The 23884-nt window shown below is 72.6% G+C and carries 20 protein-coding genes; 9 read left to right on the top strand and 11 right to left on the bottom strand.

Annotated features, from left to right (window positions below; genetic code table 11):
• Nucleotides 1–192: 192 nt before the first annotated feature.
• Nucleotides 193–1836, top strand: coding sequence for a DNA repair helicase XPB (locus Sfr03f_RS01410; protein ID WP_108951794.1), 1644 nt, complete (start codon nt 193–195; stop codon nt 1834–1836).
• Between the two features lie 58 nt (nt 1837–1894).
• On the opposite strand, the gene Sfr03f_RS01405 is transcribed toward Sfr03f_RS01410, so the two are convergent.
• Nucleotides 1895–4537: a helicase-associated domain-containing protein gene (locus Sfr03f_RS01405; protein ID WP_108951793.1), complete on the bottom strand. Its 2643-nt coding sequence runs from the start codon at nt 4535–4537 to the stop codon at nt 1895–1897.
• Nucleotides 4538–4732: 195 nt separating this feature from the next.
• On the opposite strand from Sfr03f_RS01405, the gene Sfr03f_RS01400 reads away from it, so the two are divergent.
• Nucleotides 4733–5764, top strand: a complete 1032-nt coding sequence (locus Sfr03f_RS01400; protein ID WP_108951792.1) for a hypothetical protein — start codon at nt 4733–4735, stop codon at nt 5762–5764.
• A gap of 152 nt (nt 5765–5916) precedes the next feature.
• Here the strand turns inward: Sfr03f_RS01400 and Sfr03f_RS01395 are convergent, their stop codons facing one another.
• On the bottom strand, nt 5917–7323 hold the full coding sequence (locus tag Sfr03f_RS01395; RefSeq protein ID WP_108951791.1) for an MFS transporter: 1407 nt from the start codon (nt 7321–7323) through the stop codon (nt 5917–5919).
• 344 nt (nt 7324–7667) lie between these two features.
• On the opposite strand from Sfr03f_RS01395, the gene Sfr03f_RS01390 reads away from it, so the two are divergent.
• From Sfr03f_RS01390 to Sfr03f_RS01370, 5 genes are all read left to right on the top strand, one after another.
• The gene (locus tag Sfr03f_RS01390) at nt 7668–8600 is read left to right on the top strand and encodes a DUF3027 domain-containing protein (protein WP_108951790.1); all 933 of its coding nucleotides are present in this window, start codon (nt 7668–7670) and stop codon (nt 8598–8600) included.
• 222 nt (nt 8601–8822) lie between these two features.
• On the top strand, nt 8823–9305 hold the full coding sequence (locus tag Sfr03f_RS01385) for a DUF2771 domain-containing protein (RefSeq protein ID WP_108951946.1): 483 nt from the start codon (nt 8823–8825) through the stop codon (nt 9303–9305).
• Between the two features lie 31 nt (nt 9306–9336).
• On the top strand, nt 9337–10041 hold the full coding sequence (locus Sfr03f_RS01380) for a futalosine hydrolase (protein WP_108951945.1): 705 nt from the start codon (nt 9337–9339) through the stop codon (nt 10039–10041).
• Nucleotides 10038–10952: a 1,4-dihydroxy-6-naphtoate synthase gene (locus tag Sfr03f_RS01375; protein ID WP_108951789.1), complete on the top strand. Its 915-nt coding sequence runs from the start codon at nt 10038–10040 to the stop codon at nt 10950–10952. The genes Sfr03f_RS01380 and Sfr03f_RS01375 overlap by 4 nt, the downstream gene beginning before the upstream one ends.
• A 196-nt stretch (nt 10953–11148) precedes the next feature.
• The gene (locus Sfr03f_RS01370; protein WP_108951788.1) at nt 11149–12360 is read left to right on the top strand and encodes a cytochrome P450; all 1212 of its coding nucleotides are present in this window, start codon (nt 11149–11151) and stop codon (nt 12358–12360) included.
• Nucleotides 12361–12428: 68 nt separating this feature from the next.
• Here the strand turns inward: Sfr03f_RS01370 and Sfr03f_RS31460 are convergent, their stop codons facing one another.
• Nucleotides 12429–12812, bottom strand: coding sequence for a cold-shock protein (locus Sfr03f_RS31460; RefSeq protein ID WP_108951787.1), 384 nt, complete (start codon nt 12810–12812; stop codon nt 12429–12431).
• Between the two features lie 154 nt (nt 12813–12966).
• Here Sfr03f_RS31460 and Sfr03f_RS01360 point away from each other — a divergent pair, with 154 nt between their 5' ends.
• A complete protein-coding gene (locus Sfr03f_RS01360) occupies nt 12967–13239 on the top strand; it encodes a hypothetical protein (protein ID WP_290429429.1) in 273 nt (90 codons plus the stop codon).
• Here the strand turns inward: Sfr03f_RS01360 and Sfr03f_RS01355 are convergent.
• Nucleotides 13200–13838, bottom strand: a complete 639-nt coding sequence (locus tag Sfr03f_RS01355; RefSeq protein WP_281262816.1) for an HAD family hydrolase — start codon at nt 13836–13838, stop codon at nt 13200–13202. The genes Sfr03f_RS01360 and Sfr03f_RS01355 overlap by 40 nt on opposite strands.
• A 172-nt stretch (nt 13839–14010) precedes the next feature.
• Between Sfr03f_RS01355 and Sfr03f_RS01350 the strand changes: the two genes are divergently transcribed.
• On the top strand, nt 14011–14850 hold the full coding sequence (locus tag Sfr03f_RS01350; protein WP_108951784.1) for an AfsR/SARP family transcriptional regulator: 840 nt from the start codon (nt 14011–14013) through the stop codon (nt 14848–14850).
• Here Sfr03f_RS01350 and Sfr03f_RS01345 read toward each other — a convergent pair.
• From Sfr03f_RS01345 to Sfr03f_RS01315, 7 genes are all read right to left on the bottom strand, one after another.
• Complete coding sequence (locus Sfr03f_RS01345) at nt 14763–18179, bottom strand: AfsR/SARP family transcriptional regulator (RefSeq protein WP_108951783.1); 3417 nt, start codon at nt 18177–18179, stop codon at nt 14763–14765. The two genes, Sfr03f_RS01350 and Sfr03f_RS01345, sit on opposite strands and share 88 nt — an antisense overlap.
• Before the next feature lie 6 nt (nt 18180–18185).
• Nucleotides 18186–19409 carry a hypothetical protein gene (locus Sfr03f_RS01340; RefSeq protein WP_108951944.1) on the bottom strand — a complete coding sequence of 408 codons (1224 nt, stop codon included), beginning with the start codon at nt 19407–19409 and terminating at the stop codon, nt 18186–18188.
• Nucleotides 19409–20482, bottom strand: a complete 1074-nt coding sequence (locus tag Sfr03f_RS01335) for a ThiF family adenylyltransferase (RefSeq protein ID WP_108951782.1) — start codon at nt 20480–20482, stop codon at nt 19409–19411. The genes Sfr03f_RS01340 and Sfr03f_RS01335 overlap by 1 nt, the downstream gene beginning before the upstream one ends.
• Before the next feature lie 73 nt (nt 20483–20555).
• Nucleotides 20556–20774 (bottom strand): hypothetical protein, encoded by a 219-nt coding sequence (locus Sfr03f_RS01330; protein ID WP_108951781.1) that lies wholly within the window; start codon nt 20772–20774, stop codon nt 20556–20558.
• Between the two features lie 55 nt (nt 20775–20829).
• Nucleotides 20830–21294 (bottom strand): S26 family signal peptidase, encoded by a 465-nt coding sequence (locus Sfr03f_RS01325; RefSeq protein WP_108951780.1) that lies wholly within the window; start codon nt 21292–21294, stop codon nt 20830–20832.
• Complete coding sequence (locus Sfr03f_RS01320) at nt 21291–23177, bottom strand: ABC transporter ATP-binding protein (RefSeq protein WP_108951779.1); 1887 nt, start codon at nt 23175–23177, stop codon at nt 21291–21293. Before Sfr03f_RS01320 ends, Sfr03f_RS01325 begins: the two co-directional genes overlap by 4 nt.
• A gap of 9 nt (nt 23178–23186) precedes the next feature.
• A complete protein-coding gene (locus Sfr03f_RS01315) occupies nt 23187–23762 on the bottom strand; it encodes a hypothetical protein (RefSeq protein WP_159105507.1) in 576 nt (191 codons plus the stop codon).
• Nucleotides 23763–23884 lie beyond the last annotated feature (122 nt).

Raw genomic sequence — 23884 nt, 5'->3', positions numbered from 1 at the left:
CACTCCGGGGCACGGAGGCGGGAGACGCGGGATCCTACGCCCCCGCGCGGGGGCGGCGCCAACGCGTTTCCCGCCCCGGCGGCCGCACGGAACCGGCCGGGGGTGGCCCGGGTCACCCCGCCGCCCGCTCCGGGTGATGCACACTGGACGTTTGGCCGACGAGGTGCGGCCGTGAGGGAGAGGTGGCGCGGGGTGAACGGTCCGCTGATCGTGCAGAGTGACAAGACGCTGCTGCTGGAGGTCGACCACGAGCAGGCCGACGACTGCCGTCGGGTCATCGCGCCCTTCGCCGAACTGGAGCGGGCGCCCGAACACATCCACACCTACCGGATCACGCCGCTCGGCCTGTGGAACGCCCGCGCCGCCGGGCACGACGCCGAGCAGGTCGTCGACGCGCTGGTCACCCACAGCCGCTACCCGGTGCCGCACGCGCTGCTGGTGGACATCGCCGAGACGATGGACCGTTACGGCCGGCTGACGCTCTCCAAGCACCCCACGCACGGCCTGGTGCTCACCACCACCGACCGGCCGGTGCTCGAGGAGGTGCTGAAGTCCAAGCGGATCGCCCCGCTGGTCGGCGCCCGCATCGACGCCGACTCGGTGGCCGTGCACCCCTCCGAGCGCGGCCAGATCAAGCAGACGCTGCTCAAGCTGGGCTGGCCCGCCGAGGACCTCGCCGGGTACATCGACGGCGAGGCGCACCCCATCGACCTGCACGAGGACGGCTGGCAGCTGCGGCCCTACCAGCGGCAGGCGGTGGAGAACTTCTGGCACGGCGGCAGCGGCGTCGTCGTGCTGCCCTGCGGCGCGGGCAAGACGCTGGTCGGTGCGGGCGCCATGGCCGAGGCGAAGTCGACCACGCTGATCCTGGTCACCAACACCGTCTCCGCCCGGCAGTGGAAGGCCGAGCTGGTGCGGCGCACCTCGCTGACCGAGGACGAGATCGGCGAGTACAGCGGCACGAAGAAGGAGATCCGGCCGGTCACCATCGCCACCTACCAGGTGCTGACGACCCGGCGGAAGGGCGTCTACCCGCACCTGGAGCTGTTCGACTCCCGCGACTGGGGGCTGATCCTCTACGACGAGGTGCACCTGCTCCCCGCGCCGGTCTTCAAGTTCACCGCAGACCTGCAGGCCCGGCGGCGGCTCGGGCTGACCGCCACGCTGGTGCGCGAGGACGGCCGGGAGTCCGACGTCTTCTCGCTGATCGGGCCCAAGCGGTTCGACGCGCCGTGGAAGGAGATCGAGGCGCAGGGATACATCGCGCCCGCCGACTGCGTCGAGGTGCGGGTCAACCTCACCGACTCCGAGCGGCTGGCGTACGCCACCGCGGAGACGGAGGAGAAGTACCGCTTCTGCGCCACGACGGCCACCAAGCGGAAGGTGACCGAGGCGCTGGTCAGGAAGTTCGCCGGGCAGCAGATCCTGGTCATCGGGCAGTACATCGACCAGCTGGACGAGCTGGGCGAGCACCTGGGCGCCCCGGTCATCAAGGGCGAGACCAGCAACGCGCAGCGGGAGAAGCTGTTCGACGCGTTCCGCAACGGCGAGATCAACGTGCTGGTCGTCTCGAAGGTCGCGAACTTCTCGATCGACCTCCCCGAGGCGACGGTCGCCATCCAGGTGTCCGGCACGTTCGGCTCCCGGCAGGAGGAGGCGCAGCGGCTGGGGCGGGTGCTGCGGCCGAAGGCGGACGGGCACCAGGCGCACTTCTACTCGGTGGTCGCGCGGGACACCGTCGACCAGGACTTCGCGGCGCACCGGCAGCGGTTCCTGGCCGAGCAGGGGTACGCCTACCGCATCGTCGACGCCGACGACGTCCTCGCCGCCGACTGACGGGCCGGGGCGCGGGCGGGCCGGCGGCACGTGGTGCCCGGGGCCCGGCCCGCCGTCCTCACCCCTCGTCGTCGAGTTCGGCGGCGCCGGTGATGCGGTGGAGGGGGTACGTGCGGACGCCCGCGGCCGTGTGGTCGTGGGCGGTGACGAAGCCGCCCTCCACGCTGAGCGGCGTCAGCACCCGCTGCGTGGCGATCCCCTGCGCGTCGAGGTGACCGATCAGGACGCGCGTCCCCGTCATGACCGCCATCTGCAGCGTGGCCAGCGTGTCCGCCGCCGAACCGCGCGGCAGGTCCCCCTCGACCGCGTCCGGCGTCCGCAGCGGCGCGGTCGAGGCGTCGTCCCCCGCGCGGATCGCCCGCACCGCGGCGGACAGCGCCGGCCCGTCCGGCGTCGGCGGCCCCTCCGGCACCGGCTGCGGCACCGCCCGCGGCGGGGTCCGGTGCGCGGCGGCCCGGGCGATCAGCACGTCGCCCTCCGTCGACTCCGCGGCCGGGGCGAACCCCATCGACCGCAGACCCTCCAGCAGCGTCGCCGGGTCGGTCCGCGCCGCCAGCACCGTGGGCGCCAGCCGCCGCAGGCCCAGCCCGGAGGACCGCCCGTCGGCCAGGATCTCCTCCAGCACCTTCTCGTCGTCGCACCGCACGTACGAGGAGGACGCCCCCACCCGCAGCACGCCGTGCCGCCGGGCCACGTCGTCGATCAGGTAGGCCAGCGGCTGCGGCACCGGGGTGCGCGCGTGCGCGGCGAGGAAGGCGTGCAGGTCGGCGGCGGTGCGGCCGGAGTCCAGCGCGCGCCGCACCGAGCCGGGCGTGAACCGGTAGACCGTGGCGCCGCCCTTGGACTCCACCTCCGCCAGCACGTCCAGCGTCTCGGCCAGCGGCCGCACCAGCGGCCCCGGGGCGACCGCAGTGAGGTCGGCCTGCAGCAGCACGTGGTCCAGCGGCGCGGGCAGCAGCGGCGTCAGGACCCGGGCCGCGAGGTCCGCGGCCTCGGCCTGCGCGGCGGGCGGCAGCGGGGCGGGGATCGGCTCGGGACGGCCGGTGGCCCCGTCGTCGTGGTGGTGGACGGGGAGCTTGTCGCCCGGCCCGGCGTCCGCGGCGGCGGTGGAACCCTGACCGCCGCCCGCGCCGTCGTGCGCCCCGGCCGCGGCCGGCTCCCGCACCTCGCCGAGGACCAGCGCGCGGCCGTGCGAGGACAGCGCGCCGCGCCCGGTGACGCCGAGGCGTTCGGCCTCCTCCAGCGTCCAGCGGGCGATGCGGGTCCGCAGGTCCTCCTCGCCGCCGGCCGGCCCGCCGGAGGAGCCGGCCGAGCCGTCCGCCCGCCGCAGCGGACGCTCCCACCGCAGCCGCTCCAGCAGCGACCGCTCGTCCGGCGCGGCGCCCGACGGCAGCGAGGCCGCCAGCGTCAGCACCCGGTGCCGCACCTCCGGCGCGGCGGAACGGTCCAGGCCGGGGCCGAGCGCGGACAGCGCCCGGTCCTTGGCGTCCCGGCCGCCCACCACGCCCGGCGTGCGGGTGGCCGTCAGCCACGCCTCGGCCAGCCGGGCCCACCGCTCGGCGGGCGGACCGTCCAGCCACTCGTCGGAGGCGGGGGTCGGCGCGTACCGCTCGTCGGCCTCGCCGTCGGAGGCCAGCAGGCCCGCCGCGAAGGCGAGCTCCAGCCAGAACGCCGCCTCCGGCTCGGAGACGCCGAGCGACACGGCGGTCCGCTTCAGGTCGCGCACGCTGAGCCCGCCGGCCCGCAGCACGGCCGGGCCGCCGCCGTCCCACAGCTTCAGCAGGTCCTCCACGGCCACCAGCGCCTGGTACGCCTGCCCGGCCGCGGTGGCGTCCACCACCTGCGGCGGGTGCTGCGCGGCGGCCCGCACGGCGGGCGGCAGCGGCTCGGTGACCCGGTGGGCGCGCCCGCCGCGCAGGTGCAGAGCCACCTCGCGGGGCAGCACGACGGTGCCCGGGGTGATCGGCAGCAGCAGGCCGCGGTCCATCAGCCAGCGCAGCCGGGGCGCGGGATCGTGCGTCACCTGGCCGTAGGGCGGGCCCCACACCAGGCGGTCCAGGATCTCCAGGGAGTCGGCGGGCGCGTCGGACAGCAGGTCGGACATCCGCTGCGGGTCGGTGAACAGGTCGGTGAGCGCGGTGACCGCGGAGACCGCGTCATGGGTGGACGACAGGCCGGCCGTGGCCAGGATGTCCTGCACCCGGTTGGGTGACATGGGGACGGCGGCCTCCGCCACCGTCGGGCCCAGACCGGTCGGCGAGGGGTGCCGCGGTGTGGGCGCCATCAGCTCGCGGGCGGTGCGCACCAGGCGCAGCCGGGCGTCGTCGCCCCACACCAGTGCCTGCTCGCGCAGCTTCGCCACGGCGTGGGGGAGGGCCCTGGCCACCGCGGAGTCCGCGGCGTGCGGGTCCTCGCCCTGCTCGCCCGCCATCAGCCGCAGCAGCTCGTCGTAGGACGCCGGGTCGGCGGCGACGGCCAGCGCCTCGGCGGTCTGCAGGGTGAAGCGGTCCAGCCGCTCCAGGGCGCGCGCCACGGAGGCGCGGGTGCCGGCGCGGGTGGCCAGCTGCGTCAGGTCGGTGGGGACGGGGGTCACCAGGTCGGGGCGGGCGCGCAGCAGCGCGGACAACGACGCGTCGTCCCGGGCGCGCAACGCCTCCGCGAGGGAACGGGGGGTTGCCGCCGGCTTCTCCTCGGTGCTCATCCGCCTAACGGTAGTGGGTGGGACCGTCACAGCCTGGGCAGGCCTGTGGAGGGGCAGGCGGGGCGGCGGGTCCCGGGGAGTGTCAGGGGCGGCGTTCCCCGGCCACGGCGGGGTGTCTGCGCTAGCGTGCGAAGGCGCGGCCCGGGGGTGCGCGGGGCGGGCGGTGGCAGGGCGGTGGCACGGGAGGTTGAGCGCGTGGGGATCGAGAGCGACCGGCTGGTCTACGACTACCTGAGCCGGGTCGGGGACGTCGCCCAGCAGCGGCAGCTGCCGTCGGCGACGCGGATGCGGCTGGTGACGGAGCTGCGCGGCGAGATCGACCGGCGGCGCGCCAAGGCGATGGGCGACGGCCCCGCGACGGTGCGGCGGATCCTGGACCGGCTCGGGTCGCCGGACGCGGTCGTCGCGGCGGCCGGCGGGTCGGTGCCGGTCCAGCGGGCGGCCCCCGACGCGCCGCCCGCGGCCCCGGCGGTCCCCGCCGCCCAGGCTCCCGCGGCCCAGGCCCCTGCCGACCGGGCTCCTGGAGCTGCCGAGCCGTCGCGACCCTCGCCGGAGGGGCCGCCCGAACCGGTGCCGCCCGCGCCCCAGGGGTCCCGGCTGTGGGGGCTGCGCAAGAGCGTGCCCAAGCAGCGGGAGGACGACGCGACCGCGGCGGGCGACTGGTGGCGGGTGGACCCGGTGGCGGGGCCGGACGAGGTGCCCGGGTTCACCGGGGGCGTCGAGATCCCCGAGATGCTCAAGCCGCCCCCGCGTGAGCGCGACCGTGACGCGGGGGCCGGGGCGGACGCCGTCGTGCCGCCGGAGCCGGGGGTGGCCGTGCCGGCCGCCGCCCCGGCGGGCCGGCGGTTCGCCTGGCTCCCGCGCGGACGCCGGGGCGCCGGCGGCGGGGCGGGCCTGGGCAGCCCGGTGCTGCTGGCCGCGGCGCTGGCGCTGGTCGCGGGCGCGGTGATGGGGCAGCTGCTGCCGCTGGCCCTGGGCTGGCTGATCGTCTGGGGTTCGCGGCGGCTGGGGCCGGGCGGGACGCGGTGGGCCCTCGTGGTCATGCCGGGCCTCGCCGTCGCGGGCGGCGTCGTCTGGCTCTGGGGCCGCGCGCGGGGCCACTGGGGCGCTCCGGTCCCCGACGGCGAACTCGCCGCCGCGCTCGCCGAGACCGGCCCCTGGGTGCTGCGTGCCGCCGCCGTCCTCACCGCCGCCTACGTCCTCCGCCGGACCCGCCGCCCGGCCTGACGGCGCACCCCGCCTGCCTCCCGGCCGGCGCGACGCTCCGGCCGCGGTGCGCATGCCGCGCTGCGCCCTTCCCCCGCCCTGCGGACACTCGTGCTGCCGGGCGCCAGGGGCCGCGCGCCACCGGCCCTCCCGGCCGACGCGGGACCGGGTCGTCAGGCCAGGGTGCGGCGGCCCGAGGCGGTCGCGCTGTGCAGGAGGCCGCGGACGGTGGTGGCCCAGCCGACGCCGACGATCGCCGCCGCGACGGCCATGCCGAGCGGGCCCACCAGGGGCAGGGAGATGCCGATCGCGCCGCCGACCACCCAGGCCAGCTGCAGCGTCGTCTCGGACCGGGCGAACGCCGAGGTCCGCACCAGTTCGGGCACGTCCCGCTGGATCATTGCGTCGAGCGACAGCTTGGACAGCGCCTGGGCGAAGCCCGCGACACCCGCGAGGACGGCCACCATCGCCGCCCCGAAGAACGCCGCGGCCAGCGCCCCCGCCACGACCACCAGCGCCACCACCGTCACGATGATCCGCTCCGGCGCCCGCGCCCGCACCCACGCGCCGACCGCCGTGCCCAGCGCGTTGCCGGTGCCCGCCGAGACGCCGACGATGCCCATCGAGACGGCCACGCTCTGCCCGCTCAGCGGGTGCTCCCGCAGCAGGAACGCCAGGAAGAAGAGCAGGAACCCGGAGAGCACCCGCTGCGAGGCGTTCACCGCCAGCCCGTGCGTCACGCTCGTGCCGACCGTCCGCAGCGCCAGCCGCGGCCGGTCCCCGGGGTCGCGCCGGTGCGGGCCGTGCAGGTGCTCGGGGTCGGCCGCCAGCAGTGCCGCCTCCTCGCCCTTCGCGGAGTCGACCTTCTTCGGCAGCGACAGGGACAGCACCGTGCCCGCGACGAACACCGCGCACGCCGCGTACAGCGGCCACCGCGGCCCGATCTGGTGCAGCAGCGCCCCCACCGGCGCGGCCGCCCCGGTGGCGACCAGCCCGCCGAGGGTGACCCGGGAGTTCGCCTTGACCAGCGAGAACTTGCGCGGCAACAGGCGCGGCACCACCGCGCTGCGCACCACCCCGTACGTCCGGGAGCACACCAGCACGGCCAGCGCCGCCGGGTACAGCTGGATGCCGCCGCCGACCACCGCCCCGGTGAGGACGAGCGCCAGCACCGCCCGCGCGCCCATCGCGGTCGCCATGGCGGCCCGCCGGCCGTACGGGACGCGGTCGATCAGCGGCCCGATCACGGGGGCGAGCAGCGCGAACGGCGCCATGGTGATCGCCAGGTACAGCGCGACCCGCCCGCGGGCCTCGTCGGTGGGGACCGAGAAGAAGACGGTGGAGGCCAGCGCCACCGTGATCAGGACGTCGCCCGCCCCGTTCACCGCGTGCAGCTCGATGAGCTTGCCGAGCCCCGACTCGCCCGCGCCGTGCGCGTGGGTGACCCGGCGGATCAGCCGGCCGAGCGCGCCGAACGGGGACCTCAGGGCACGCCCGACGGCACGGAACGGTCCGTCGTCTCGGTCCGCTCCGTCGCTGGTTCGTCCCCCGGTCCCCCGGGACGTCCGTACGGCTGCCACCCCGTCATAGTGCCCCGCTCGCGGCGGTTATGCGCGGTTCCGTCCGGGCGGTTCGGATTGTCGAAGGACGCGCCGGCACCGTCCGCGAGGCCCCCGCGCGCCGATCGGGATCGCCGGAACCGCCCGCCGGTGTGGGCCGACGGCCACGGAGCAGGTAGCGTTCGGTTGCGCGCCGTGGTGGTTGTACTCGGCCGCGCGCCTGAACCTCATCCCGCAGAATGGATGACATAGGTGCGCCCGAGCGCGATCGGGCGCGGACGTCGACGCGGCCCTTCGGTCCGCTCCGTCCGCCCCGCCGCCGAACGCGTGCACCCGTGAGACGGCGTAGGAGAGAAGCGATACCTGTGAGCGCAGCGACAACGCGAAGCCGCACCCCCGACCGCCTGTGCGCCGAGGCCGTCGACCTCGCCCGCGCCGCAGCCGAGGAGGTGGCCGCGCCGGGAGTCGTCGGCGAGCACGTCGGCGTGGTCGCCGAGGGGGACCGCGTCGTCACCCACTTCTTCGCGTGCCAGGACCCCGGCTACCGCGGCTGGCGCTGGGCCGTGACGGTGGCCCGGGCCTCCCGCGCCAAGATCGTCACCCTGGACGAGACGGTGCTGCTGCCCGGCCCGGACTCGCTGCTGGCCCCCGAATGGGTGCCGTGGAGCGAGCGGCTGCGGCCGGGCGACCTCGGCCCCGGCGACCTGCTGCCGACCAACGCCGACGACCTGCGCCTGGAGCCGGGCTGGAGCGGCGAGGACGAGCCCGCGCCGAACTCCGCGGTCTCCGACGAGATGGCCGCGCTGGTCGAGGCGGAGGACGCCGAGGTGGCGGGCGCCGGGCCCGCGGAGCTGCCGGTCACCCCGGCCCGCGGCACGATCGCGGCCGTCGCCGAGGAGCTGGGCCTGCGCCGGGCCCGGGTGCTGTCGCGGTACGGGCTGCACACCGCGGCGGACCGGTGGGAGGACTCCTTCGGCCCGAAGACCCCGATGGCGCAGGCGGCGCCCGCGACGTGCGTGTCCTGCGGGTTCCTGGCCCGGGTGGGCGGCTCGCTGGGCCAGGCGTTCGGCGTGTGCGCCAACGAGTTCTCGCCCGCGGACGGGCGCGCGGTGTCGCTCGGGTACGGCTGCGGTGCCCACTCGGAGGCCGCCGTGATGCCCAAGCCGCCGCGGCCCGCGCCGCCGGTCCTCGACGAGACCCGGGTCGAGTCGATGGTGCTGCACCCCGTCTCGGTCCCCGACGAGGGCTCCGTGCCCGCCACGGCCGACTCCTCCACGGAGGACCTGGGCCACTCCTGACCCGGCCGCCGGCCCCGCGCCGCGGCCCCGTGCGGCCGGGGACGGCAAGGCAGGGGAGGGCACGGGCGGCAGCGCCCTGCCAGGGTCCTCACCCGGCCTTCCCGGGGCGAAAGCGTCCAGCACGCGGCGGTTCGCACCGTACGAGCGCCGCGGGGGACGGCACGCCGACCCCCGCGTGACCTTGTCGTTGCCGGGGCCAGATAGCCTTCGGCCATGACCACGATGCACTCCGCCGCGCGCCGCCGCCGAGCCGTCGCCGCCGTCGGCGCCGTTTCCGCCGGGCTGCTCGCTCTCTCCGCCTGCGACGCGCCGTCGCCGGTCGCCACCGTGACCGTCAATTCGGACACGGTCAACTCAGAGGCCTCCTGCTGGAACGACGGCAAGGCGATCGACGACAAGGAGCTGACGTCCTGCCTGCAGGACAAGGACGTCCCCACCCTGAAGGTGAACCAGGACGAGACCGTCCGGTTCGGCGTCGACCAGGAGATCGCCGAGAGCCGCTGGGTGATCCTCATGAACGGCCGCCCGCTCGTCGAGGACAGCGGCCGCACCTACCGCACGATCCCGGGCAGCGTCTTCTTCGACCCCCAGTACGGCGCCCAGGGCAACTCCACCGTCGTCGCCATCCGGGCGCTGGACGAGGACGACAAGGCCAGGACCACCGGCCTGTGGACGTTCAAGCTCAAGCGCGGCGACGACAGCTGAGCGCACCGTGTCCGGCCTGACCCGCGTACTCGTGGCCACCGCCGTCCCCGCCGAAGGGGACGCGGTGGCCCGCGCGTTCGGTCCCGTCGCCGGTGAGGCGTCGCTGCCCGGCGGCCTGCTGGTGCGCGGTCTGACGGACGGCCCCGACCTCCTCGCGGCCGGCGTCGGCCCCGCGCTCGCGGCCGCGTCGACCGCCACCGCGCTCACCGCCGCCGCCCTGCGCGGCGAGCCGTACCGCCTGGTCGTCTCGGCCGGCATCGGCGGCGGCTTCGCCCCCGCCGCGCCCGTCGGCTCCCTGGTGGTGGCCGACGAGATCACCGCCGCCGACCTGGGCGCCGAGACCGCCGACGGCTTCCTGCCCGTCACCGAGCTCGGCTTCGGCGCGGTCACCCACCGCCCGCCCGCCGACCTGGTCCGCGCCGCCGCGCGGGCCACCGGAGCGGCCACCGGCCCGGTGCTCACCGCCTCCACCGTCACCGGCACCGCCGGGCGCGCCGAGCTGCTCCTGTCCCGTCACCCCGGCGCGCTCGCCGAGGCGATGGAGGGCTTCGGCGTCGCCGAGGCGGCCGCCGCGCACGGCGTACCCGTCCTGGAGGTCCGGGCCGTCTCCAACCCGGTCGGCCCCCGCGACCGCGCCGCCTGGCGGATCCCCGAGGCGCTGGCCGCCCTCACCGCCGCCTTCGAGGGGCTCGCACCCGTCCTGAGGCGCTTCAGCACCGAAAGAGTGAAGCCATGAGCGACACGCCGACGCACACCCCTGCCGCCGCCGGGCACACCGGCCACCCCGGCCGTGACGAGGGCGCCGCGCTGCGCATCGCCTACTCGCCCTGCCCGAACGACACCTTCGTCTTCGAGGCGTGGGCCCACGGCCGGATCCCCGGCGCGCCCGCCCTCGACGTCACCTTCGCCGACATCGACATCACCAACGGCATGGCCGAGCGCGGCGAGTTCGACGTGCTGAAGGTGTCGTACGCGGTGCTGCCGTACGTGCTGGACGAGTACGCGCTGCTGCCCTGCGGCGGCGCGCTGGGCCGCGGCTGCGGCCCGCTGGTGCTCACCCGGGACGCCGTCGCCCCCGGCGACCTGGCCGGGCGCACCGTCGCCGTGCCGAGCGAGCGGTCCACCGCCTACCTGCTGTTCCGGCTGTGGGCGGCGGCCGAGGTGCCCGGCGGCGTCGGCGAGATCGTGGTGATGCCGTTCCACGAGATCATGCCCGCGGTCCGCGACGGCAGGGTGGACGCCGGCCTGGTCATCCACGAGGCGCGGTTCACCTACCAGGACTACGGCCTGACCAGGCTCGCCGACATGGGCGAGCACTGGGAGGCCGCCACCGGGCTGGCGATCCCGCTCGGCGCCATCATCGCCAAGCGCTCCTTGGGCGAGGAGACGCTGCGCCGGCTCGCCGACGCGGCCCGCGCCTCGGTGCGCGCCGCCTGGGCGGTGCCCGAGGCGACGCGCCCGTACGTGATGGAGCACGCGCAGGAGATGGACCCGGCCGTCGCCGACCAGCACATCGCGCTGTACGTCAACGAGTTCACCGCGGACCTCGGCGAGGAGGGCCTGGCGGCGGTCCGCGGCCTGCTGGACCGCGCCGCGGACCAGGGCCTCGTCCCCGCGCTGAAGCCGGACGCGCTCGCCTTCCCCTGACCGGCCCCGGCCGGCCGTGGCGTGGGGGGTTCTCGGCCAAGGTGATCCTCACGGGGCGAGGCGCGGCGGATCCGCACCCTTTCGCCCACGCCGACCGTACAGTGGTCGCGTAGTTTCGGGATCGGCCCAACTCCTGGACGCCGCGGCCTCGTTGCCGGCCGCGGCGAGTCCGCCTCCTACCCCACGTGGAGAACGAGTGACCAGCAAGCAGCCGTCCGTAAGCCCCTTACTGTTCGACACGCTGATCGACCGGTGGCAGTCCCTGCGCGACAAGGGACCCGTCCACCACGACGAGACGCTCGGCGTGTGGCAGGTCGTGGACCACGAAGGCGTCGCGGCCGTGCTGAGCGACCACGCCACCTTCTCCTCCGACATGAGCTCCCTCGCCCCGACGCAGGAGGACTTCGACACCTTCCGGCAGGGCAACTTCGTCGGCATGGACCCGCCGCACCACCGCAAGCTGCGCACCCTCGTCAGCCAGGCCTTCACCCCGCGCGTCGTCCAGGGGCTGGCGCCACGGATCGAGGACGTCGTCACCCGGCTGCTGGACGAGGTCGCCGGCCGGGACCGCTTCGACCTGGTGGAAGCCCTCGCGAACCCGCTCCCCGTCATCGTCATCGCCGAACTGCTCGGGGTGCCGCCCGAGGACCACCGGCTGTTCCACGAGTGGGCGAGCGTCCTGTTCGACGGCGAACTGGTCGGCGAGAGCGCCGACATGGACGACCTCGGGCGCGCCCTGGAGGCGATCGCGCCCACCGTGCGCGAGATGAACGGCTACGTGCTGGACCACATCCGCCGCCGGCGGGCCGACCCCGGCGACGACCTCACCAGCCGCCTGCTGCACGCCGAGGTCGACGGCGTCCGCCTGGCCGACCAGGAGATCGTCGGCTTCGTCGCCCTGCTGCTGGTCGCCGGGCACATCACCACCACCGCCCTGCTGGGCAACACCGTCCTCACCCTCGACCGGCTCCCCGGCGCCCTGGACGGGCTGCGCGCCGATCCCGACCGGATCCCGGCGGCACTCGAAGAGGTGCTGCGGTGGCTTCCCCCGTTCCCCGAGGTGGGCCGGCGCACCGCCCGCCCCGTCGTCCTCGGCGGCCACGAGATCCCGGCCGACACGCTGATCACGGCCCACCTGGGAGCCGCCAACCGTGACTTCGCCCGCTTCACGGACCCCGACGCCGTCGACGTCGGGCGCAGCCCGAACCCCCACCTGACCTTCGGGCACGGCATCCACTTCTGCCTCGGCGCCCACCTCGCCCGCCTCGAGGCCCGCATCGGCGTCCGCCTGCTGCTGGAACGTTTCGCCACGCTGGCCGTCGCCTCCTACGACGACGTCGAGTACCGGAACCCGGCGGTTATCGTCGGCGTCCGCCACCTGCCGGTCGAGGTCACCCGCGCGCGGTAGCGCCGGCCCGGCCCGCCCCGGGCGACCGCCTGGGGCGGGCCGGCCCCGCCGCCGGACGGGGCGGGGCGTCAGACGTCCAGGTCGTCGGCGACGGCCCGCAGCAGGGTGGCGACCTTCTTGCCGACCGCCTTGTCGGGGTAACGGCCCCGGTCCAGCCCGGCCACCATGCCCTCCAGCAGGGTCGTCAGGTCCTGGACGATGGACGCCAGCTCGGCCGGCTTGCGCCGCTGCGCCGCCGCCACCGAAGGAGCGGGCTCCAGCAGGCTGACGGCGAGCGCCTGCTCGCCGCGCTGTCCAGCCACCACACCGAACTCGACCCGCTGACCGGGCTTGAGGGCCTCGACGCCGGCGGGCAGGACCGAGGAGTGGACGAAGACGTCACCGCCGTCGTCGCGGGAGAGGAAGCCGAAGCCCTTCTCCTTGTTGAACCATTTGACCTTGCCGGTGGGCACGTCCGTCGTCCTCGTCCTCGTGCTGGTTGCGGTGATGGCGGCCGGCGAGATCGGCCGGTTTACAGGCTAATGGGCCCCTGCCCGGGGACAAGACGTCCCCCGGCCGTTTCCCCTGGCTGGGAACTACCCTGGTGGGGTGCGTGAACAAACACCAATGAATTCCGGCGACCGCCTGGTCCGCGTCGGCGGGATCGTCTTCGTCGTCGGCGCCGTGGCCACCTTGGTCACCGTGGCCCCGCTCCTGCTGGGCACCACGCCGTTCCCCGTCTACATGTTCTGCCTGAGCATGCTGATGGGCGTGGGCTTCCTGATCGCCGCCGCGGGCGTGCTGACCTCCGCCGCGGCCGGGCGCCGCGAGGCGCGCGCGGCCCGGGAGGCGGCCGCCGCTCAGGCGGCCTCGGGCTCCGGCGTCGGCGCCGTGAGGTAGTCCGCCAGCCACGCCGGGAACTCGGACAGGTCGGCCAGCACCACGTCGGCGCCCGCGGCGCGGAGCTCGCCGGCCGGGCAGGGACCGCTCGCCACCCCGACGGACAGCGCGCCCGCGCGCCGCGCGCCGAGCACGTCCCCGACGTGGTCGCCCACGTAGACGGTCGCCCCCTCGGCGCGCAGCGCCTCCGCCTTCGCCTCCGCCCACAGGCCGCCGATCACGGCGTCCGCGTCGATGCCGAGGTGGGCCAGGTGCAACTTCGCGTTCGGCTCGTACTTGGCGGTGACCACGACCGCCCGGCCGCCCGCCGCGCGCACCGCGTCCACCGCCTCCCGGGCCCCGGGCATGGCGAGCGTCGGGGCGATGGCGTACCGCGGGTACATCTCCCGGTACACGCCGGCGATCTCCGTGATCCGCTCCTCGGGGAACCAGTACGCCAGCTCCGTCTCCAGCGGCGGGCCCAGCCGGGTGACGGCCAGGTCGGCGTCGACGAACGTGCCGGTCCGCGCCGAGAGCTCCGTGTAGCAGGCGTGGATGCCCGGGCGGGAGTCGATCAGGGTCATGTCGAGGTCGAAGCCGACCGTGAGTGTCGCGTTCACTCTCCTATGGTGTCCCAACCCGATGACCAGCAGGTGAACTGGTTCCGCCGTCGATGACCCGGGGCACACCACGGGTCGCCGTGCGGAGGCCATGCATGAGCCATGCGGAATCGGAACCTCCTCGGTGGAGAGTGCCTGAGCAGCGAACGAGGTAGCTCTTGCAGGGGGATACATGAACATTCAGCTCTTGGGCAGCGTCACCGTTCACACGGTTGAAGCCGGACAGAAACGGGTCGCCGGCGGCTGTGGGCGGTTGCTCGCGAGTCTTGCCTGGACGCCAGGGGCGTTCCTGGCCGACGAAGTGGTGATCGACCGCATCTGGCAGGACCGGGCCCAGCCGGAGGATCCGCGGGGCGCGCTTTACATCTTGGCGACCCGGCTCAGAAAAATCCTGGGTGAACGCCTGACTCGCGAAGCGGGTGGCTACCTGCTGAACGTCGACGAGGACTCCGTGGACGTCGCACGGTTCCGGGCACTGGCGCGCCGTGCTCATGTCGCTTATCGGGAGGGAATGGCGGAAAAGGGGCTTCGCGCCTACGACGAAGCGCTGGCGCTCTGGAGGGGGGAGCCGATGACGGACATCCGCGCCCCGTGGGCGGACGCAGCGAGGGTGACCATGGAGCACGAGTACCGCGAAGCATTGGTAGCCGTTACCGAGCTGTCACTTCTCGCAGGCCGTCCGGGGGAACGCATTTCGGCCCTCCACCACTTCACGGAGTCGCATCCGCTCGACGAGAGGGTCACCGGACTGCTCATGGCGGCCCTGCACCGCGACGGACGCCGCGCCGAGGCGTTGCAGCAGTTCCGCTGTCTGAGGCGCAGAACGATCGACTTCCTGGGCTGTGAGCCTGGACCGGAGCTGCAGGAATTGAACAGGTCGCTCCTGGTCCAGGGTGAACCGGCCGAATCAGCTGTGATGGCACATCAGCTTGCCCAGCCCTCCGGGAAGTGGTCCGCCATGAACCCGCGCAGTCTTTCCTCCCTCTCTGCGGGCGGTTTCGCGACGGTATGAGGCAGCGCGCCCACAGGTCGCTTCGTGACGTCTCCGGCCGCCCACCAGGCACCATCGCGGTGTACCGCGGGAATGCCGAGACTGTCGAACAGTGAGGTGGCCCTGCCTGCCGCGGCCTCAGCGGCGGGCAGGATCCCCGCGGCCTCGCCGGCCGTGGCCAAGATTTTGAGACAGCGCGCCTCTACGAGACGCTGCGATGCCTGTCGGGCGGCGTCCACCCCGCCTTGGGCAGCGTCGAAGGCGGCTTTCGGCTCCCCGGTCTCGAGCAGGGTCAGTGCCTCAGCGGCACGGATCAAGGGAAGCCTCAGCACATGGGCGTCGATCGCCATCGTGCCGGCCTGTCCCAGCAGCGCCGTTGCGGTGAGCGCGTCGCCCGTGGCGTGGGAGATCAGGGCGCGCTGGAGCAGGGCGTCCACCCTCCCGGCGTGGTACCCCGAATCGATCAGGCCGTCGGCCTGCTGCAGGTACTGCCGGGCGTCCTCTGCGGAGCGCCACCGCAGCGCCAGCAGAGACAGACCGAGCAATGCGTTCGCCCGGCAGTAACGGTTCTCCGCCCATTCGGCGACGGCCAGGGCATCGTGCCAGACCCGCCAGGCGATGTCGTCCCTTCCCGTCTCCGCGTGGAACCTGGCGAGCACGTCCAGTGTCATCGCCTCCGCGTAAGGGAGGTCGGCGTCACGACAGATGGCGAACGACTCCCGCAGCGGCTCGGTGACGCTCGTCAGGCTGCCTTGGTGGAGCCGGACGGAGGCGAGGTTGGCCAGCGCCAAGCACCGGGGAATCCGTAAGTCGGCCTGCAGCAGGTCGAGGGCTCTGGTCGCTGCCTCCTCCGCCTCGTCGAGCAGACCGAGCGAGAGGTTGAGGGAGGACATGTTGAGGAGCATCAAGCCCTCGGAGCGGCGGTTCCCCTGCTGGTGGTAGAGATCGATCGCTTTGCGGTAGCGGGGAAGGGCTCGGCGGGGCTCGCCGAGAATTTTCAAGGTGACCCCTGCGCCCTGTAGTCCGGCCGCCTCTCCATGGCCCCACCGTGCCACCTTGGAACGGTCCTCGGCGCGCTGGAAGGCGGCGAAAGCCTCACGCAGGTCACCCTCCCTCCACCGGGCGGCGCCAAGGGCGAGTGACATCGCGGCCACGCCCACGGCGTCACCGTCGCGATCCGCGGCGCTGCGGGAGATGGTCGCCAGCCGGATCCAGTCGGAAAGCGGGCGCCAGTGATGGAAGACGTCCTGCATGGCATCCACGATCTGCCACGCGTAATGCGCCGGCCCGAAGTCTGCCGCGTGCATGACGGCCGAGACGATGTCCTTCCACTCCGCATCCACCCAGGCGGCTGCCTCGTCCATGCAGCGGAAGGCACGAGGGGCGGCTCCGTCGGATGGTGGCAACGGCACGGCAGGTGTGTGGAAACTGCATACTGCAGCTGCCGCTACGAGGCTGTGCAGGTAGTGCCCCAGGAGTCTGTGCCGAGCAGCGTCGCGGACGTCCGCAGGGTCCTCGGTGCCGCTCCTGGCGACCGCGTATTCATGAACCAGGTCGTGCCAGGCCCACCGTCCGCGGCCGTCCCTCCGGACGAGATGAACCTTCTCCGCCTGACGCAGGAGTTCCTCGGCACGGTTCGCATCGATGTCGGACGTGGCGGCGATTGCGGCGGTGGAGCGCCCGCTGCCTCCCGTGACACCGAGGAGCCGGAAGACCCGGCGGGCTTCCGGGAGCAGTGTCTCGTAGGAAAGGTCCAACGCCGCGCGAACAGCCACGCTGTCGTCGCCCTCGGACTGCAGGCCGGCCAGTCGGCCTCGCTCGGCCAGTTCGTCGATGTACTCCTGGACGCGCCCGTGACCGCCCTCCTGCAGCCAGGACCTGGCGATGCTCAGGGCCAGGGGAAGACGCTCGCACAGTTGGACCAGCCGGCCGGATGCCTCCGGCTCCTCGTCCACACTCATCGCCGAAGGGCCCGCCCTCAGCAGTTCCAGGGCTTCCTCCTCGCCGAAGAGGTCGCAGGTGATCCGGCGCGCACCCTCCAAGGTGATCAGGGAACCGAGTTTGTACCGGCTCGTCACCACGGTCATCGAGCCGGGAGCGGGCGGTTGCAACCTTCGCACCGTTTCGGCGTCGGTGACGTCGTCCAGCACCAGGAGCATTTTGCGGCGAGCGATCATGGTGCGGTACAGGGCGGCTTGCGCGTCCTGCCCTGTGGGGATGTCCCGGACCGCGCAGCCGAGGCCTTGCAAGAGGATGACCAGCGCCTCTCCCGCGCTCATCGGCGCACGGCCGTCGAAACCGTGCATGGGGAGGAACAACTGTCCGTCGGGAAAGCGCGGCATGACCCGGTTGGCCCATTTGAGGGCCAAGCTGCTCTTGCCGATACCGGCGGGGCCAGTGATCAGCGCCAGTGGCTCGTTCTTGTGGAGGCAGTCGTCCAGACTCGACAACTCCGCCGAACGCCCGACGAACAGTCGCGGTGCGGCGGGAAGCTGCCGCGGCACCACCGCGTCCTTGCGGCGTTCGTCCTCGGCTTCCTGCGGTGACGGACGCCGAGCCACCTCCGCCTCACCGGCCAGCAGGCGCTGGTGTGCGGCTGTGAGCGCGGCGGAGGGCTCCGTGCCCAGCTCCTCCACCAGACGCCGCCTCAGCGCCGCGTACACCTGTAGCGCCTCGCCCATCCTCCCGTCGAGTTGCAGTGCTCGCATCAGAAGGACATGCGGCCGCTCCCTGAGCGGGTCCTCCGCCGTGAGACGGACCAACCGTGCCACAGCACTGGGGTGGTCGCCCAGCTCCATCTCGGCCTCCGCCATGCCCGCTTGAGCGGTTTTCCGGAGCTCGGACAACCGCTCACGTTCCGCCCAGGTGGCGAGGGCCGGCAGGTCGGTCAGGGGCTCCCCCCGCCAGAGGCGGAGCGCCTCACCATGGCAGCGCAGGGCCGCTCGCCACTCCCCGGCCGCACTCATACGCGAGCCCTCACCCACGAGTTCTTCGAACTTGAGGGTGTCGAGCTCGTCAGGTGTCACGCGGATGGCATACCCGGGACGGCGGGTCTCCAGCACTGACGCGCATGCACCCATCGCGCGCCGCACCTCCGCGACCAGCGCCCGCACGCGGGCCTCCCCGGCCTGCGGGGGCGCCGCTCCCCAGAGCTGGTCCACCAGGCGGTCGACCGACACCACTCGGCCTGGCTGAAGCAGGAGGGCCGCACAGAGGGCACGCTGCCGAGGCGTCAGCCTCACAGGACAACTGTCGCTCTCGACTTCCAGAGGCCCGAGCAGACGGAAAGCTACGTGCGAAGCGGACACCTTGTGCACTTTAACGAGGGCGAAGTGCAGGCGGCAACACATTGTTGATCATGAGTGAAGGGGTCGGCGACCTGTCAGACGCGAGACCGTCCTCCGTACTCTGCGCTGGTGGCGGTGCCACCAGGTGCGTGCCCACAGAGCGTGCAGTCCGCACAGGCAGACTGCCGTGGCGGCCGAGTCCCACCAGAGCAGTCGCTCTTCGGTCTCGGTGAGCCGAAGGACCGAGCGGCCCAGCAGCGGCCACATCACCTCGGTCAGGTAACGGGTGCCGAGGAAGAGGCAGACGCCGGTTCCGGCCGCCGCCACCACGGCGTAGCACATGACGATCCGGCGCTCGCGGGGCAACAGCGCGGGCAGCGCGCGGGCCGAGAGGTTTCCGGCCGGCCGGGACACGAGGTGGCGAAGGTATCTGCCCGCGTCTCCGTACAGGTCACGGCAGCCCGTGAGGTCCTGTACGAGGAAGTAGATGTCGGTACGCATGAAGATCATGAACTGCTCGGCGATGGCGAGCGCCTGAAGCACGATTACGACCGCGAGGAGCGGCGAGCGCGCTCCGAGAGCGAGTGCCAGCAGACAGAGCCCGGCCACGCAGGCATCAAGAGCGATACCGGACAAGTAGACGGTCAGACGTTCCCGGCGGCCCTTGAGCCAGATGCCGGACACTTCCGTCTGGGCCACCAGGAATTGCAGGCGTGTCCCCAGCGTCACCCGTCCCGCGACCCCGGCGGCGCGCGCTGTACCCAGATGCGCGAGTTCGTGCAATCCGATCAGCACCCAGGCCAGCCCGAGCTGCGTCAACAGATTCACTGTGCTGTATTCCGACCACAGGAAGTCGGTCCACGTCGGCAACTGGACGTAACCGAGCAATACCGCACCCACGCCCGCCAACGGCACCGACATGATGGTCGCCTGGACGACAGGTGAGAGCAGCCAGCGCACGTGCCGCTGACGCAGTCGGGGCAGCGTCACTCTCTCGGCCTCGCCGGGGAACTCCTCGTGGCCGAATCTCTTCACCAGGCCCGCGTCCGCCAGCCCTCGCACGAACGCGGACACATCGACGGAGCGTCCTGTTGATCCGAGGACGAGTCGCTGCGTGCGGCGCACGCCGTTCCCCGCGGCGAGCAGCCGCAGAGCTTCCATCCCCACCTCGGGGATGGCGACCACCCGGCCGCCGTCGGGACATCCGACGATCCACTCGCCGTCGTCGTGCCGGAAACGCAGTTCACGCAGGACGACGGTGACGTCGACCGGGTCGGAGTCCTCCTGGTACATCACGGCCGGCACAGGGAGCAGTCGGGGCGGGCGGGATGCCTGACGTAGATCGCCTCGTCAGGCGTGACGAGGTTGATGCCTCGCACGTGTCCGGGGGCTGCGGCGCCGGTGCCGGTGATGAGTGAGATCACTTCATGAGCCAGCAGTCCGCCGGCGAGTCCCGCAGTGGTCGACAGTGCGCCCTGCCCGCGCATGTCCGGCATCCATCCGTGCTTCAGCACGGACTGCTCCGCCAGACTCATGCATTCGACGCAGGGGCCTTCCGGGGAGTACACCCCGACCGTGACCAAGGGTCCGTTGTAACCGCCGCGTACCCAGGGGAGCCCCGCGCGGTGGCAGGCCCGGGAAGCCATGGTGGCGATCTCGCCGTTGCGCGGCTCGTCCGCGCAGAGCGCCAGGACGTCACACCCTCGCACTGCCTCGAACAGCTTCTCCTCCGAGTCGGCCAGCTGAATGCGGAACGTGTAGTCGCCGGTCGAATTGACGTGTTCGAGACGCCGTGCCGCCACCTCCGCCTTGTACCCTCCGACATCCCGCTCGTCGAACAGCATCTGCCGACTCAGGTTGGATGGTTCCACCCGGTCCGGGTCGACGAGATGCAGGGACCCGATGCCCGCGGCGGAGAGCGCCCAGGCGACGTGGGTCCCCACACCCCCGATTCCCACGACCACGACGCGTGCGTCCCGCAGGCGTCGCTGGGCGGTGTACGGACTGCTGCCCGGCCGGAGGTCCACGTACCTGAAGTAGGCGATGTTGCGGCTGTACCGCTCCAGCTCGTCCGCCGACAGCACCTCGGCGCCGTCCAGCGCCGCGTCCTCTATGTAGCCCGTGGCGATCAGCTCGGCGATCAGGCGTTCCGCCTGGGACCGGGCCAACCGGTCGTACCGCTGTGACAGCCGTTCTGCGATCAGGTCCACGGGCGTCCGGCCGTTCATCATCGCCAAGGCGTCCCAGATCCAGCCGTGCCGGTCCATGATCTCGGCGGCCAGGCCGTAGAGTTCCCCGCCGATCCTGATCGTGCCGTCGTCGAAGCGATGCGGAGCATGCGGCGGCTTCACCTTGGGCAACCTCACGGCGCTTCCTCACTGATCTGTGTCCGGGGTCGTCACGTGCCGACGGACAGGTCCGCCCGTCGGCACGTGAGCGTCATCCGTCGACGTGCTTCAACTTGACCGTCTCGATCTTGTCGAGGAGACGAATCTCGATGAACTCGGCCGGCTCGGTCGAGGAGACCGGCGCGGGCGTCACCGTCTCCTGGGCATTGTGCGAAGACGTGTTCTGTTCCATGTTTTCCCCCTTTCCCTGCTCACGGTGGAAGCGCAGCGCGCGGAAGGCGGTCAGCGCCTCTTCGTGCGCTGCTGGCACAGCGTGCGCTCCGGGTCTTTCACAGGCGTTTCACCGGGCGGTGGGGCAGAGACGTTCACAGGCGGAGCACCACCGACCCCAGGACGCGTTCGACAGGGAAGGGGCCAAGCTGCCGGGAGTCGAGACTGCGTCGCCGGTTGTCGCCGAGCAGCGCCACATGCCCGGGCGGAACCGTCGAACCGGCGCCTGTCCCGGAGTCCCACAGCTCTCCGGGTTCAGCCGCCACCCGTTTGACCAGCCACCGTCGATCACCGAGGCGGTCTCCCGTCACATCAGGTCTGGTGACCGGATCGGGCCACGGTGAACCGTCCGTGGACGGTTGCTCCACGACGACGACGTTCCCTGCGCGCGCCACCGTTCCGCGTCTGACGAGAACGCGGTCCCCGGGCTGGAAGGCTGGCTGCATGCTCACGCCAACCACGGTGACCAGTACCAGACGCTTCCGTAGCGCCGCTGCCACCGCCGCCGTGGCCGTTACCACCCCGGTCAGGAACAGGAAAAGCCACAGGGCGCCGCTCATGAGGCGTCCAGGGTGACGGCCGCGGGACGCAACTCGTCGGCATATCCAGCTGCCTGAAGGGTGAACAGCTGGGCGTACACGCCGTGGGACGCCATCAGGGAGGCGTGGTCGCCCTCCTCGACGATGCGGCCCTCGGACAGGACGAAGATCCGGTTCGCTTCCCGTACGGAGCCGAGGCGGTGCGAGATGAGCAGACTCGTCCTGCCGTGGTGGAACTCCTGCAGGCTGCGGTTCATCGCGTGTTCGGACTGAGCGTCCAGCCCGGAGGCCGGCTCGTCCAGGATGAGGAAGTCCCTTCCCTCCCTGATCAGCCCTCGGGCCAGAGCCAGACGCTGGAACTGGCCGCCGGAGAGCAGTACCCCGGACGAGGAATCGGCGTCCTCGTTGTCGTTGTCCGGAAAGAACATGCGGGTCACCAAGGTGTCATAGCCCTTCGGCAGTGCGGCGATCGTCTCGTGCGCCCCCGCCCTGCGAGCCGCATCCGTGACACGCCCGGTGTCCCCCAGGTGCTCCAGGTCGCCGAGCGCGATGTTCTCGTGGGCGCTGAGGTCGTAGTGCATGAAGTCCTGGAACACCGCCGTCAACCGGTGCCTGAGCTGCGCGGCGTCCATGTCCCTGATGTCGACGCCGTCCCACATGATCGCCCCGCGGGTCGGGTCGTAGAACCGGCACAGCAGCTTGACGAGCGTGGACTTGCCGGATCCGTTGAGGCCCACCAGTGCCGCACTGCTCCCCATGGGAATGCGGAGGCTGACGCCTTCGAGGACCCAAGGCTGGTCGTCCGCGTAACGGAACCACACGTCCCGGAGCTCGATGGAGTGCTCCAGCGGATCGCAGGCGTGGGGACGGGAGGCTTGCGCCAGGTCCGGCTCGGCGTCGATCACTGCCTGGTAGTGCGTGAAGAGGGTCACCGCGTGGTGGGCGCGGGCGAAGTCGCCGGCGAACTGAGCGGTCGACACCTGGACGCCTGCCACGGCGGCGATGAAGATGGCGACGTCGCCCAGGGTGAGCCGCCCGTTCACCGCGCTGATCACGGCCCACAGGAGGCCCGCACCGGACACGAGAGCGGCGAGCAGCGACAGCGCCGACTGCGTGGTGAGTTCGCGGCGGTCCATCCGCCGGGTCGCGGCGTTCGCCTCTCGCCGTTCGCGTTGCAGTCGGTCCATCAGGAACCCGCCGATGCCGAAGAGACGTATTTCCTTCGCGGCGTCGACGTTGGACAGCAACTGGTCGTAGAAGAACTCCCGTCTCTCCCGCGGGCTGATCTGCCAAAGCAGCCGTGCCCTGCGCCGGGAGAGCACGAGTTCCGCGACCAGTACCGGAACGGAGGAGATCAGTACCGCGGCGGCCATCAGCGGAGCCAGCGCGAGGAGCGACCCCAGGAAGCCACCTGTCGTGACGCACGCCCGCAGACAGCCCAACGTCCCACTGACCACGTCGAACGGAGCGGTGCGGCCCGACTGCTTGGCGAGTCGGAGCCGGTCGTGGAAAACGGGGTCCTCGAAGCGCTGCAGGCCCGTGAACCGGCTCAGTGAGGCGAACAGCCTTCCCTGGGCGAGTACGCCGATGTCCCGGCCGATCTCCGCCTGCAGGTAGCCGACCGCGTGCGGCAACACCGCCTGCAAGATCCCGGCGACCGCCAGCGCCAGCCCCAGGGCGAGCAGGCCCGACTCCGTCGCCCTCTCGCTCAGCCGGTCGATGACCAGCTTGGTGAGCCAGCCGACCAGTACGGGCAAAGCGCCGCCGACCAGGCTGAGCAGAGTGAAGCAGGCCAGTTTCGCCGGTGCGGCCTCCAGTCCCAGTGAGAGGGCGGACCAGGCACGGAGCACACCGGCCCCCGACTTCTCCCGCCACCGCGGTGGCGACTTCTTCACCCGTGTCATGTCCGGCGCCTAGCCGATGGCCATGGTCCGCGACAGGAATCGCGGTGCGGTGGTGGCGAGCCGTGCGGAACTCTGCACGGCGTGAACGACCCGGTCCCCCTCGACGACGGCGTAGGTGGGGAACACGGAGACGCCCAGCGTCTCCACCAGTTCGGAGGTGATCCCGCTCTGCGGGATCACACGGCTGAGGTCACCGAGCTCCTCGGCGTAGAACGCGACACCTTCAGGAGCACCCATCACGACGGAGAAGACGCGGTCCCGTTCGACGCCGGCGTTGCGCAGGAACTTCTTGTACGCGGGAAGCTGCTGCTTGCACCCGTTGCAGTCCACCGCTTGGAAGGTGAGGATCCACGGAGCGTGACCACCGACCGGGAGCTCGACTTCCTCGCCGCGGAAGTCGGCGACCGCCGGCATCGCGGGTACGGCCTCACCCGGCTCAGGACCCGAGTCACGACGACCGCGGCTCAGCACTCCCTCCTCGGTGAGCGGATCCAGCAGTTTCTTCACCCTCAATGCCACGGCCAGGGACAGGGCCAAGCTCAGTGATCCGACGAGCAGCGCGAGTACGGACGTTAGAGCGATCATGAATGACTCCGGTGTCTGTTCGGGGGGTGCTGAGGAATAGGGACACAAGGGCACCGAGGTGCAGAAGGGCGAATCCCGTGAGCGCAGCGGGCACCGCTGTGACGGCGTAATGGACGGCGGAG

This window comes from Streptomyces fragilis (assembly GCF_003112515.1).
GTDB lineage: Bacteria > Actinomycetota > Actinomycetes > Streptomycetales > Streptomycetaceae > Streptomyces > Streptomyces fragilis.
Note: the sequence above shows the minus strand (reverse complement) of the source record. Positions and strands in the feature narration are given on the sequence as shown.

What these genes read in the sequence shown, in the direction of transcription:
- Sfr03f_RS01315 (WP_159105507.1), bottom strand. Translation starts at nt 23,762, where the DNA reads ATGATCGCTCTAACGTCCGTACTCGCGCTGCTCGTCGGATCACTGAGC.
- Sfr03f_RS01340 (WP_108951944.1), bottom strand. Translation starts at nt 19,409, where the DNA reads ATGTACCAGGAGGACTCCGACCCGGTCGACGTCACCGTCGTCCTGCGT.
- Sfr03f_RS01360 (WP_290429429.1), top strand. Translation starts at nt 12,967, where the DNA reads ATGAATTCCGGCGACCGCCTGGTCCGCGTCGGCGGGATCGTCTTCGTC.
- Sfr03f_RS01320 (WP_108951779.1), bottom strand. Translation starts at nt 23,177, where the DNA reads ATGACACGGGTGAAGAAGTCGCCACCGCGGTGGCGGGAGAAGTCGGGG.
- Sfr03f_RS01375 (WP_108951789.1), top strand. Translation starts at nt 10,038, where the DNA reads ATGAGCGACACGCCGACGCACACCCCTGCCGCCGCCGGGCACACCGGC.
- Sfr03f_RS01325 (WP_108951780.1), bottom strand. Translation starts at nt 21,294, where the DNA reads ATGAGCGGCGCCCTGTGGCTTTTCCTGTTCCTGACCGGGGTGGTAACG.
- Sfr03f_RS01350 (WP_108951784.1), top strand. Translation starts at nt 14,011, where the DNA reads ATGAACATTCAGCTCTTGGGCAGCGTCACCGTTCACACGGTTGAAGCC.
- Sfr03f_RS01345 (WP_108951783.1), bottom strand. Translation starts at nt 18,179, where the DNA reads ATGTGTTGCCGCCTGCACTTCGCCCTCGTTAAAGTGCACAAGGTGTCC.
- Sfr03f_RS01405 (WP_108951793.1), bottom strand. Translation starts at nt 4,537, where the DNA reads ATGAGCACCGAGGAGAAGCCGGCGGCAACCCCCCGTTCCCTCGCGGAG.
- Sfr03f_RS01385 (WP_108951946.1), top strand. Translation starts at nt 8,823, where the DNA reads ATGCACTCCGCCGCGCGCCGCCGCCGAGCCGTCGCCGCCGTCGGCGCC.